The 12710-nt window shown below is 73.3% G+C and carries 8 protein-coding genes; 5 read left to right on the top strand and 3 right to left on the bottom strand.

The features are described 5' to 3' along the window. Window positions 1-33: 33 nt before the first annotated feature. Together ACWD5D_RS42005 and ACWD5D_RS42010 are read left to right on the top strand one after the other, a co-directional pair. Entirely contained in the window at window positions 34-789 is a 756-nt protein-coding gene (locus ACWD5D_RS42005; RefSeq protein ID WP_451378029.1) for a hypothetical protein, read from the top strand. 326 nt (window positions 790-1115) lie between these two features. After that, window positions 1116-2261 (top strand): glycosyltransferase family 4 protein, encoded by a 1146-nt coding sequence (locus tag ACWD5D_RS42010; RefSeq protein ID WP_451378049.1) that lies wholly within the window; start codon window positions 1116-1118, stop codon window positions 2259-2261. 58 nt (window positions 2262-2319) lie between these two features. Here the strand turns inward: ACWD5D_RS42010 and ACWD5D_RS42015 are convergent, their stop codons facing one another. From ACWD5D_RS42015 to ACWD5D_RS42025, 3 genes are all read right to left on the bottom strand, one after another. Further along, on the bottom strand, window positions 2320-3969 hold the full coding sequence (locus tag ACWD5D_RS42015) for a PucR family transcriptional regulator (protein ID WP_451378030.1): 1650 nt from the start codon (window positions 3967-3969) through the stop codon (window positions 2320-2322). Window positions 3970-4140: 171 nt separating this feature from the next. Further along, on the bottom strand, window positions 4141-5523 hold the full coding sequence (locus ACWD5D_RS42020; RefSeq protein WP_451378031.1) for an FAD-binding oxidoreductase: 1383 nt from the start codon (window positions 5521-5523) through the stop codon (window positions 4141-4143). Window positions 5524-5596: 73 nt separating this feature from the next. After that, window positions 5597-7399: a glycoside hydrolase family 15 protein gene (locus ACWD5D_RS42025; protein ID WP_451378050.1), complete on the bottom strand. Its 1803-nt coding sequence runs from the start codon at window positions 7397-7399 to the stop codon at window positions 5597-5599. 554 nt (window positions 7400-7953) lie between these two features. Between ACWD5D_RS42025 and ACWD5D_RS42030 the strand changes: the two genes are divergently transcribed. The 3 genes from ACWD5D_RS42030 to ACWD5D_RS42040 all read left to right on the top strand — a co-directional run bounded on the left by ACWD5D_RS42030 (window position 7954) and on the right by ACWD5D_RS42040 (window position 12584). Next, a complete protein-coding gene (locus ACWD5D_RS42030; RefSeq protein WP_451378051.1) occupies window positions 7954-9603 on the top strand; it encodes a CTP synthase in 1650 nt (549 codons plus the stop codon). A 117-nt stretch (window positions 9604-9720) separates the two neighbouring features. Further along, complete coding sequence (locus ACWD5D_RS42035; RefSeq protein ID WP_451378032.1) at window positions 9721-10347, top strand: NUDIX domain-containing protein; 627 nt, start codon at window positions 9721-9723, stop codon at window positions 10345-10347. 161 nt (window positions 10348-10508) lie between these two features. Then, complete coding sequence (locus ACWD5D_RS42040) at window positions 10509-12584, top strand: tetratricopeptide repeat protein (RefSeq protein ID WP_451378033.1); 2076 nt, start codon at window positions 10509-10511, stop codon at window positions 12582-12584. Window positions 12585-12710: the final 126 nt, after the last annotated feature.

Raw genomic sequence — 12710 nt, forward strand, 5'->3', positions numbered from 1 at the left:
CCGTCGTCGTCAACCCCCTTCTACAGTGGCCGGATGAGCACTCGAACCGGCCGGAGCGCGGCCTTCCTCTCGGCGGCCCTGCTGACCCGCGGCGCGACCGCGGCGCTGCGGGCGGCCGCGCCCGGTGGGAGCGAACGCTGGCAGCGGAAGAACTACGCCGGCCGGACCGTCGAGCTGTACGCCGGACCTGCCGCCGCCGTCGCCACGGCCCTCGCCGCTGCCCGGGTGCGTCCCGCGGCCGGGCTCGCCGTGCTCGCGGCCGGTGTCTTCGGGGCGTACGACGACGTCGCCGGGGCGGGCGATCCACGGCGCGGCTTCCGGGCGCATCTCGGCGCCCTGCGCCACGGTGAAGTGACCAGCGGTGCCGTCAAGTTGTTCGGTATCTCCGCCGCCGGGCTCGTCGCCGGCGCGCTGCTGAAGGAGCGACCGCTCGACCGCCTGCTCGCGGGTGTCGTGATCGCCGGGGCCGCGCACTTCGTGAACCTGGTCGACGTACGGCCCGGACGCGCGGCCGGCGCGGTGCTCGCGCTCGGGGCGCCGGGGCTGGTGCGGACGGGGGAGGGCGGAGCGCTGGCCGCCGTCGCGACGGGCGGCGCCGCGGCGGTGCTCCCCGACGACCTCGGGGAGCGCGCGATGATGGGTGACACGGGGGCGCACGCCCTGGGGGCGGCGCTCGGCAGTGCGGTGGTGGCGTGCAACAGGCGCGCGGGACTGCTCGCGCACGCCGTCGCGGTGGTGGCCGCGGCGGTGTACGGGGACCGAGTGAGCGCGTGGGCGAGGGCCCTGTGAGCCGCTGACCTCGCGGTACGGTCTGGGGGTACGCGGGACCGCGCCTCGTTTCCTTCACCCATGTGGGTGATGTGCTCCGGCGCATTGCCCCGCCTGCCGCGCTGTGCGCCTCCCCGTGATTCCCGGAACAGCCGTACGTCCTGGCATGCTTGACGGGAACGCGGGGCGGGCGGCGGACCGGACACGGTCCGCGGGAGAGGCGCGCGCGGTACGTCCTTCCGCTCCTTCTCGTCCTTCCCGTCCTTTCCGCCCGCTACCTTCTGTACGTTCCCCCGTGACCCGTGACCGACCCGCGCCGAATCAGGAGCCCCGGCCTCGTGAGCCCCGTGAGTCCCGTGAGCAGCAACGCACCGCACGGCCAGTCGCCGCTGCGCACCGTGCAGGTGCTGGGCGGGGGCGACGCCGGAAGCAGTGCGCATGTGCGCTCCCTGGCCGAGGGGCTCGTCGCCCGGGGCGTGCGGGTCACGGTGTGCGCCCCCGCCGAGGCCGACCACGCCTACGACTTCAGCGGCACCGGCGCCGACCACGTGCACGTGCCGCGCAGCAGCGACCCCGGTTCCGTGGCCGCGCTCCGGGCGGCCTGCGCCGACGCCGACCTGGTCCACGCGCACGGCCTGCACGCCTCCTTCCGTACCGTGCTCGCGCTCGGCGGCCGACGCACCCCGCTCGTGGTCACCTGGCACAACCGGGCACAGGCCGACGGCGCGCGGGCGCATCTGCTGCGGCTGCTGGAGCGGCGTGTCGTGCGCACGGCCGCGGTGGTGATCGGCACCACCTCCGAGCTGGTGGACCGGGCCCGCCGGACCGGCGCCAAGGACGCCAGGCTCGGCGCCATCGCCCTGCCGGGGCGGCGCAAACCCTGCGACGCCGACGACGCCGACGACGCCGAGCGGCCGGGCCCCAAGCTCCGCGCCGAACTCGGCGCCACCGGACGCCCGTTGCTCGTCGCGGTCGGCTCCCTCGACCGGCACCGGGGCTATGAGGTCCTGCTGGACGCGGCCCGGACCTGGCGCTGCCTCGACCCGCTGCCGCTGGTCGTCGTCGCCGGGGAGGGGCCCCTGCGGCCCGTGCTGCAGCGGCGGATCGAGGACGAGTGCCTGCCGGTCAGGCTCATCGGGACCCGCGACGACGTGCCGCAGCTGCTCGCCGCCGCCGACCTGGCGCTGCTGACCAGCAAGTGGGAGTCCCGCTCCGTGCTCGCCCAGGAGGCCCTGCACGCACGCGTGCCGCTCGTCGCGACCGCCGTCGGCGGCATCCCGGACCTCGTGGGCGACGCGGCCGAACTCGTCCCGTACGGCGACGCGAAGGCACTCGCGGACTCCGTCGTACGACTCCTCGCGGACCCGGAGCGGCGCGAGTCGCTCCAGGATCTGGGTGAGCGGCAGGCCGCGACCTGGCCCACCGAGGACGAGACGGTGGCCCAGGTCCTGAGCGTGTACGACGAGCTGACCCAGCCGGCACCACTGGCCTGACCGGCGGCCCGACCGCCGGCCGGGAGCCGTCCGGGGCCTGCCTCCCCGGGCAGAACAGCTAGGGCACGTGGCGGCGGGCGCGGAGGGCGAGGCTCAGGGCCAGGACCGTCTGGGGGTCGTCGAGGTCGGTGCCCAGCAACTCGCTGATGCGGGCGAGGCGGTTGTAGAGGGTCTGGCGGTTGAGGTGCAGCTCGCGGGCGGTCTCGGCCTTGCGTCCCGCGTGGGCGAGATAGGTCTCCAGGGTGGGCAGCAAGGGGGGCTTGGAGCGGTGGTCGTGGTCGCGCAGCGGGCCGATCGCGCGGTCCACGAAGGCCGCCAGGTCCGGGTGGTCGCGCAGCCGCCACAGCAGCAGGTCGATGTCCAGGCGGCGGGCGTCGTACCAGGGGCGGTCGGTCAGGCCCTCCGCCGCCGTCGCCGTCTCCGCCGCGTGCCGCAGACCCGCCGACGCGGCCGCCCACCCGCCGGCCACCCCGACCACCACGACCGGTGGCGGGGACCCGGGCCGCCGCATCCCGGCCCGCTCCACGCCCGCCCGCAGCGCCGCCGCGACCCGGTCCGCGACCGCCGCCCGCTCCGACTCCGAGCGCAGCCCGAGCAGCACCGGCACCCGTCCCTCGACCGGCCGCACACCCAACAGCACCGGCACCCCCACCGAGGCCAGCTCCTCGGCGACCGCCCGCGCCAGCACCGCCCAGCCCCCGCCGGGGGAGAGGGCGTCGCCGACCCGCATGACCACCGGGAGCAGGGGGCTGTTGCCGGGCTTGAAGCCCAGGACCCGGGCCTGCGCGGGCGCGTCCTCGGCGCTGATGCGGCCCTCGGCGAGATCGGTGAGGAAGTCGCCCCGGCCGCGCGCCGCCAGCTCCTCCTCCTGCCGGGCCTGCATCAGCACCACGGCCAGGATGCCGGCGGCCCGCTCGGCGGCGATCCGGTGCACCGGGGCCAGCGGCGCGCGCACGGGCAGCAGCACGAGGCGGGCCCGCACCGCCCCCGGCCCCGCACCGGGTCCGCCGCCGGGCACGTCCACGAGCACCGAACCGGCGGGCGGCGGCACGTCCTTGTGCGAACCCCGCAGCCCCTCCCACACCTGCAGCGGATCGGCGCCCTCGGGGCCGGACCCGGCGGCGTACAGCAGCCGGCCGTCGGCCGTCTCCAGGAACACCGGGTTGTCGCTGAAGTCGGCCAGAATGCCCAGCACCTGCGGCACCCCGCCCCCGCCCAACAGCGCCTCGGTGCACCGCCGGTGCACCTCCTCCGCCCGCTGGAGCAGCGCGTAGTGCCCGTTGACGATCTCGGTGTGGATCTCCTCGGTGACAGCCACGAACGGCACCTCGCGGTGCAGCTGGACCAGCGGCAGCCCCGCACTGCGGGCCGTGTCCACCAGGGCCGCGGGCAGCCTGGTGAAGCGCGGTCCCAGCTCCACGACCAGCGCGGCGATGCCCCGCTCGGCGAGCGTGCGCACGAACGCCCGCTGCTCGGCGGGGCGGGTACCGACGCCGTAGCCCGTGGTGAGCAGCAGCTCGCCGCCCTTGAGCAGCGAGGCGATGTTCGGCACCTCGCCCGCGTGCACCCAGCGCACGGTACGCCCCAGCCGGTCGGCGCCCGCCAGGATCTCCGGGAGCCCGCTGCGCAGCCCCGGCAGCTCCAGGGCTCGCTGAACGGTGATCCCGGCGCCCTGCGTGGCGAATCTGCTCTCCGTACCGCTGTCCATGCACCGGACGCTACCTGGGCAAACGCCCGCGCGACAGCGTCAGGCACCGCATGATCCACAGGAGGGGCCCGGACCGGCGGGATGCGGTGCTCGGAGGGCGCCGGCCCCGCCGGATGTCGGGGAGGAGGGCGGCCGAACCGGCCGGATACCGGGCAGAGGGCAGGAGGACGGTCAGACGGGGTGGATGTTGTGGTTGAAGCGGAACACGTTGTCGGGGTCGTAGGCCCGCTTCACCTTCTCCAGCCTCAGCAGGTTCCCCTCGCCGAGGCCCTCCCGTACGCGCTCGGGGCCCTCGTCGCCGATGAGGTCGAGGCAGACGGCGCCCGTGCGCCAGGGCGCGACGTCGGCGCGGGCGTCCCGCACCCAGGCCATGGCCCGCTCGTCGTCGGCCGTGTCCGTCCACAGCGCGCGGGGATGCGCCGTCCACGGTGCGTCCCGGAACGGCACCGGGTACCCGTGCGGGTCGGCGGCGACCGCCCCGCCCTGCGGGAGGAGCAGGTACCGGGAGCAGGTCGGCACGGGGAGGGCGGCCGCGCGGGCGCAGAAGACGTCCACCAGCGCGTCGGGCAGGCCCGTCAGGCACTCCGCCGTCCAGGCGTGCCGCAGCCCGGCCGGCTCGTCCAGCAGCCGCTGGAGCCGCGGGTACGGCACCGCGCCGACCGACTCCGCCTCGTGCGGCAGCGCGAGCAGCGGCGCGGCGAGCTCCCGTAGCTCCTCCTCGCCGCCCGTGTATGTCAGCACCGCCGCGTACAACGGCTCGCCCGCCGGCTCCGGCGGTACGAACCCGGGCGCGAGCCCCGCCAGCTGGACGACGGCCCCGCCCACCTCGTCGGGGCCTGTACGGATCACCTCGCGGAAGGCGCGCACGAGGTCGGGGCCGACCTGCGGGCGGCACACCAGCAGGGCGCGGGAGAACTCCGGTAGTTCGTGCAGCAGCAGGGTCACGGCGGTGGCGACGCCGAAGTTGCCGCCCCCGCCGTGCAGGGCCCAGAACAGCTCGGGGTTCTCGTCGACACTGGCGTGCACCCGCTCGGCGTCCGCGGTGACCAGCTCGACAGCGAGGAGATTGTCGACACCGAGCCCGAAGGCCCGGTCCAGCCAGCCCGTGCCGCCACCGAGCACGAAGCCGGCGACGCCGCTGCCCGGCCCCCGGCTGCCGCTCGTCGCCAGCCCGAGCGGCCAGGTGGCCCGGTCCAGATCGCCCGTCGTGGCACCGCCCTCGACCCGGACGGCTTCGGCTCCCGGATCGACCTCCACGTGGCGCATCCGACGCAGGTCCACCACGAGCGCGCCGTCACCCATGGCAGCCCCGGAAACAGCCTGCCCACCACCGCGCACGGCAACGGGCAGATCCAGCTCCCGCCCGAACCGCACCGCCCGCACCACATCGCTCGCGTCCGCGCACCAGGCGATCACGGCCGGCCGCCGGTCGATCCGCGCGTCGAGCACGGTCCGGGCATCGTCATAGCCTTCGTCCCCCGGCGCGAACACCTCACCGACCAGCTCGTCACGCAACACGGCGAGAGCCGTGCGCGCCTTCGAAGGGGAAGCCATGGCCACCCCCTTTCCGAAGAGGGGGATCTGCCCGGTCCCAGCCTAGGCGGGGAGCGCCGGCAAAGCGGAGCGGCTACCCCCCGTACGCCCCGGACGCCGTCAACCGCAGCGCGGTGTCGATCAGCGGAACGTGGCTGAAGGCCTGCGGGAAGTTGCCGACCTGGCGCTTCAGGCGCGGGTCCCACTCCTCGGCGAGCAGACCGAGATCGTTGCGCAGCGCGAGAAGCTTCTCGAACAGCTTGCGGGCCTCGTCCACCCGGCCGATCATCGCCAGGTCGTCCGCCATCCAGAACGAACAGGCCAGGAAGGCCCCTTCGTCGCCCGGCAGCCCGTCGACGCCCTCGTGCTCGCCCTCGGTCGGGTAGCGCAGGATGAATCCGTCCGTGGTGGACAGCTCGCGCTGGATGGCCTCGATGGTGCCGATCACCCGCTTGTCGTCCGGCGGCAGGAAGCCCATCTGCGGGATCAGCAGCAGGGAGGCGTCCAGCTCCTTGGAGCCGTAGGACTGCGTGAAGGTGTTGCGCTCCTGGTCGTAGCCCTTCTCGCAGACGTCCCGGTGGATGTCGTCGCGCAGTTCCTTCCAGCGCTCCAGCGGGCCGTCCGCGTCACCGGACTCGATCAGCTTGATGGTGCGGTCCACGGCCACCCAGGCCATCACCTTGGAGTGCACGAAGTGCCGGCGCGGGCCGCGCACCTCCCAGATGCCCTCGTCCGGCTCCTGCCAGTGGTCCTCGAGGTAGCGGATCAGCTTCAGCTGGAGCAGCGAGGCGTAGTCGTTGCGGGCCAGGCCCGTCATGTGCGCCAGGTGCAGGGCCTCGGTGACCTCGCCGTACACGTCCAGCTGGAGCTGGTGGGCCGCGCCGTTGCCGACCCGGACCGGGGCGGAGTGCTCGTAGCCCGGCAGCCAGTCCAGCTCGGCCTCGCCCAGCTCGCGCTCGCCGGCGATGCCGTACATGATCTGCAGGTTCTCCGGATCGCCGGCGACGGCGCGCAGCAGCCACTCGCGCCAGGCGCGGGCCTCCTCGCGGTAGCCGGTGCGCAGCAGCGAGGACAGGGTGATCGCCGCGTCCCGCAGCCAGGTGTAGCGGTAGTCCCAGTTGCGGACGCCGCCGATGTCCTCCGGGAGCGAGGTGGTGGGCGCGGCGACGATGCCGCCGGTGGGGCCGTACGTCAGCGCCTTCAGCGTGATCAGGGAGCGGATCACCGCCTCGCGGTACGGCCCGTGGTAGGTGCACTGCTCCACCCACTCGCGCCAGAACTCCTCCGTCGCCTCCAGCGACTGCTCCGGCTCCGGCAGGGGCGGCGGCTGCTTGTGGGAGGGCTGCCACGAGATCGTGAACGCGATCCGGTCACCCGGGGCGACCGTGAAGTCCGAGTACGTGGTCAGCGACTTTCCGTAGGTCTCGGCCTCCGTGTCGAACCACACGGAGTCGGGTCCGGCGACCGCGACCGTCCGGTTCTCGTGCTTGTGCACCCACGGCACCACCCGGCCGTAGGAGAACCGCATCCGCAGCTCCGAGCGCATCGGCACCCGGCCGGTGACGCCCTCCACGATCCGGATCAGCTGCGGGGCGCCGTCACGCGGCGGCATGAAATCCGTCACGCGCACGGTGCCGCGCGGGGTGTCCCACTCGGACTCCAGGATCAGCGAGTCGCCGCGATAGGTCCGCCGGGCGGCCGTCGGCGGCGGGGAGTCGGCGGCATGCGCCGGCCCGAGCCGCCAGAATCCGTGCTCCTCGGTGCCCAGCAGGCCGGCGAAGACGGCGTGCGAGTCGAAGCGGGGCAGGCACAGCCAGTCCACCGTGCCGTCCCGGCAGACCAGCGCCGCGGTCTGCATGTCTCCGATGAGTGCGTAGTCTTCGATGCGCCCGGCCACGTGCAACTCCAGTCGAACGGCCACGTCACCCCCACACACGGGGGGTTGTCGCTAGTGCGGTCAAGGGTTGTTGTTGTGCGTCGTTGAGCGGTGAAGCAAAGCAGCCCGCCGAGCCCTGAGGCAATACGGCAGTCCTTGCTCAACGAACTGCCGTGCTCTCGTTGGAGCCGGTGGTACGGGCGGGGGTGTGCCGTCGTTCCGGCCGGGCTCGGCAGCGAATGTCCGAGCAGGATACGACGCACGTAGATGATCTGCGTGCCGCTCCGGGCAAGCTGTGTGGGCCGAACGAGTGAGCAACAGGTGAAAGCGTGTGACCGGTGTGTGCTCGCGCGTACGGGTGTGGCGACACCTTGTCCGGTCTCCGTGGCGAAGCGTGCGCGGAGCGTGGCCGGAAGTCATTCGGCTCGGGCGCTGATACCCTGGTAGCCCGTGGACCGGTGGGCCTGAAACCCCCGAACCGCAGCGACGGCGCCTCCGCGAGGAACCACACCTTTCCTCCGGGCCCGCAGCCGTTCCGCATGACAGATCGCGACCACGGGAGCCCCCTCTTGGCCATGCCGCCGAAATCTACGACGACCAAGCACATCTTCGTCACCGGGGGTGTCGCCTCCTCGCTCGGCAAGGGCCTCACCGCCTCCAGCCTGGGCATGCTGCTCAAGGCCCGTGGCCTGCGCGTCGTGATGCAGAAGCTCGACCCGTACCTGAACGTGGACCCGGGCACGATGAACCCCTTCCAGCACGGTGAGGTGTTCGTCACCAACGACGGCGCCGAGACCGACCTGGACATCGGCCACTACGAGCGCTTCCTCGACCGCGACCTCGACGGCTCCGCCAACGTCACCACCGGTCAGGTCTACTCGACGGTGATCGCCAAGGAGCGGCGCGGCGAGTACCTGGGCGACACGGTCCAGGTCATCCCGCACATCACCAACGAGATCAAGCACCGCATCCGGCGCATGGCCACCGAAGAGGTGGACGTCGTCATCACCGAGGTCGGCGGCACCGTCGGCGACATCGAGTCGCTGCCGTTCCTGGAGACCGTCCGCCAGGTCCGCCACGAGGTCGGCCGGGACAACGTGTTCGTCGTGCACATCTCGCTGCTGCCCTACATCGGCCCCTCCGGCGAGCTGAAGACCAAGCCGACCCAGCACTCCGTCGCCGCGCTGCGCAACATCGGTATCCAGCCCGACGCGATCGTGCTGCGCTGCGACCGCGAGGTCCCGACCGCCATCAAGCGCAAGATCTCGCTGATGTGCGACGTGGACGAGGCCGCCGTGGTCGCCTGCCCCGACGCCCGCTCGATCTACGACATCCCGAAGGTCGTGCACACCGAGGGCCTGGACGCCTACGTCGTGCGCAAGCTGGACCTGCCCTTCCGGGACGTGGACTGGACGACCTGGGACGACCTGCTGGACCGCGTCCACAACCCCGACCACGAGATCACCCTCGCCCTGGTCGGCAAGTACATCGACCTGCCCGACGCCTACCTGTCGGTCACCGAGGCGCTGCGCGCGGGCGGCTTCGCCAACAAGGCCCGCGTGAAGATCAAGTGGGTCACCTCGGACGACTGCAAGACCCCGGCCGGTGCCAAGGCCCAGCTCGGCGACGTCGACGGCATCTGCATCCCGGGCGGCTTCGGCGACCGCGGTGTGCTCGGCAAGGTCGGCGCCATCCGCTACGCCCGCGAGAACAAGGTCCCGCTGCTCGGCCTCTGCCTGGGCCTGCAGTGCATCGTGATCGAGGCCGCGCGCAACCTGGCCGACATCCCGGACGCCAACTCCACCGAGTTCGACCCCGCCACCGCCCACCCGGTCATCTCCACGATGGCCGAGCAGATGGACATCGTCGCCGGTGAGGGTGACATGGGCGGCACCATGCGGCTCGGCATGTACCCGGCGAAGCTGGCCGAGGACTCGATCGTGCGCGAGGTGTACGACGGCAAGGAGTACGTCGAGGAGCGCCACCGTCACCGCTACGAGGTGAACAACGCCTACCGCGCGGAGCTGGAGAAGCAGGCGGGCATCCTGTTCTCCGGTACGTCGCCCGACGGCAAGCTCGTCGAGTACGTCGAGTACCCGCGTGACGTGCACCCTTACCTCGTCGCGACGCAGGCCCACCCCGAGCTGCGCTCCCGTCCGACCCGCCCGCACCCGCTCTTCGCCGGCCTGGTGAAGGCGGCGGTCGAGCGGAAGACGGCGAAGTAGCACGACGGTTGTACGGTGGCCGGGGTGCTCGCCTCTCAGGAGGTGGGCACCCCGGTTTTCTCGGACCTTTCGGTTTCTCGGACCGGTCTCCTGCGAAAGCGCTTGGAAGGACAGGGCATGACGATCAAGGACAGCCCCGAGGAGTGGGAGATCCGCTCGACGGAGACCCCCTTCGTGGGCAACAAGACCTCGGTGCGCACGGACGAGGTGGTCATGCCCGACGGCTCGGTGGCCCGCCGTGACTACCAGGTCCACCCCGGCTCGGTCGCCGTCCTCGCCCTGGACGAGGAGGACCGGGTCCTGCTCATCAACCAGTACCGCCACCCGGTGCGGCACAAGCTCTGGGAGATCCCGGCCGGCCTGCTGGACGTCCCCGGCGAGAACCCGCTGCACGCCGCCCAGCGCGAGCTGTACGAGGAAGCGCACGTCAAGGCCGAGGACTGGCGGGTGCTGACCGACGTGTACACCACCCCCGGCGGCTGCGACGAGGCCGTACGGATCTTCCTCGCCCGCGACCTGTCCGAGGCCGAGGGGCAGCGGTTCGAGGTCGAGGACGAGGAGGCCGACATGCAGCACGCGCGCGTGCCGGTCGACGAGCTGGTGCGCCGGGTGCTCGCCGGCGACGTGCACAACACCTGCCTCGTCGTGGGCGTCCTCTCCCTGGTCGCCGCCCGCGACGCGGACGGCGTGGAAGCCCTGCGCCCGGCCGACGCGCCGTGGCCCGCGCGTCCCTTCGCGTCCTGAACTCACCACCCGGCGCATTCGTGTGACGATCGCCTGATCCGATCGAGGGATGTGCCCGCCGCGCTCCGCCGGGAACGTCGCAGAGCGTGAACTAGGCTCTGGACATGCCCGTATCGGAGTCCCGGCGGGCTTGCGCGTGCGGTGGGACGGGAGTGTGGCCCGTGACGGATCAGGCGGTGGACACAGGCGACGTGCGGTTGTCGGCGCCGCCGGCCGCGGAGGACCAGTTCCTCGGTCGCACACGGGAGTTGAAGGAACTGCGCGCCGACATCGAGCGCGCCGGCCTGGACACCCTCTCCGGCCGCAAGGCCCCCCGCGCGCGCGTGCTCCTCATCGCGGGCAGGCCCGGATCCGGCCGGACCGCCCTCGCCGAGGAACTCGTCCGGCAGGTCGCGCAGCGTTACCCCGACGGAGCGCTGCGGGCCCGGCTCAGCGAGCCCGACGGCACTCCCGTACCGCTCGAGCGCACCGCCCGCGAGCTGCTCGCCGCGCTGGACGTACGGGCACCCGCCGGCGCCGCCGAGGACGACCTGACCGAGGCCCTGCGCGCCACCCTCGCCGAACGCCGGGTGCTGCTCCTGCTGGACGACGCACCCGGCGCCGAACAGGTCGACGCGCTGCTGCCGGACGCCCCGGACTGCCTGGTCGTCGCCGTCTCCGGCGGCCCGCTCACCGGCATCGCCGACGTCCGACCGTGCACCCTCGGCGGCCTGGACACCAAGTCGGCGGTGGAACTCCTCACCCGCTACACCGGCTCGGTCCGCATCACCGTCGACCCGCGCTCCGCCGAAAGCCTGGCCGAGGCCTGCCAGGGCCAGCCCGCGGCGCTCACCCTGGCCGGCGGCTGGCTCGCCGCGCGGCCCCAGGCGGCCGTCTCCGACCTGGCCAAGCGGCTGCACACGTACACCCCTGACGGTGCCGTCGGCGGCGACGGCACCCCGCTCGCCCGCGTCTTCCGCCTCGTCCACGACCAGCTTCCCGGACCGGCCGCCCGGATACTGCGACTGCTCTCCCAGGCCCCGGCCGGGACCGTCGACCCGCACACCGCCTCGGCGCTGGCCGGCTGCTCGGTGAGCCGGGCCCGCACCACGCTGGACGAGCTGGCCGCCCTCGGCCTGCTGCGGGCCGTGGACTCCCCGCTGCCCGAGTACGACGTGCCCGGCTGCCTGCACCCCCTCCTGCGCGCTCTCGCCGAGGCCCAGGACCGCCCGGCGGAGCTGCAGCTGGCCCGCGCCCGGCTGCTGGAGCGGGACGTACGGCTGCTGCAGTCCTGCCGGGCGGTCACCGAGCCGGACAGCCCGCAGGCCCGGGAGAAGCTGCAGGCCATGCCCGCGGCGCTGCGCTTTCCGACCGCCGCGGCGGCCGCCGAGTGGCTGCGGGTCAGGCGGCCCGCCCTGCTGGCCGCCGCCCGGCTCGCGGTGGCCGACGGGGAGCTGGACACCCTCGCGCGCCGGCTGATGTCCCAGCTGGTCCGGGCCATGGTGGCGCACTTCGGCACCCAGGCGGCCGCACCCGACCTGTACGGCGTCCACGGTCTCGTCCTGGACGTGGCCGAGCGGCGCGGACTGCCCCGGGAGAAGGCCGCGGCGCTGTTGAACCTGGGCGATCTGGACGCCCAGACCGGTCGCACCCGGGACGCTCTGGTCCGCTACCGGGCCGCTCTGGACGCCGGGCGCGAAGCAAATGACCCGTACGCGACCGGCCGCGCGATGGAATCCGTAGGCGGTGCGTACCAGGAGCTGGGCGACTACGACCGGGCCGCCGACTGGTTCGGCCGGGCGCTCGCCGAGCGGCTGGCCCGGGACGAGCGCACCCAGGCCGCGCGACTGTACGGCCGGATCGCCACCGCCCACACCTACGCGGGCCGCTACGGCGAGGCGCTGCGGAGCTGGCGGGCCGCCGTCGCCGGGTACCGCAAGGACGGCGATGTGGCCGCTCATGCGCGGGCGTTGAGCGAGCTGGCCCGGGTCCAGGAGTACGCGGGGCGGCCCGAGGAGTCGCTGCGGACCTGCCGGGAGGCGGTCGAGTGGGCGCGGCGCGCCGGGGACGCCCGGCTCCAGGCGGCGCTGCAGCTCCGGCTGGCCGACACGCTGGACCGTCTGGGGGACCCCGCGGCCGCCCACCTGCACCGTGCGGCGGCGGAGCGCATGCTGGGTGAGGAGGCCCAGGACGGCGAGGAAAGCCAGGAGCCTGCCGCTGAAGCCTGCGAAATCCGTAGTGCATCCGATGAAGATTGATGCAATGAAAGGCTAGACACGCGGAACACCTTCATTAGACTGGCTCTGCCGCACGTTCTCCTGCGGTGTCTCCCGGTGTGCCGCGGTATGCCGCGATATGCCTGGCATGTCTTGTAATACACCCCC

Source organism: Streptomyces sp. NPDC002520, from assembly GCF_053595235.1.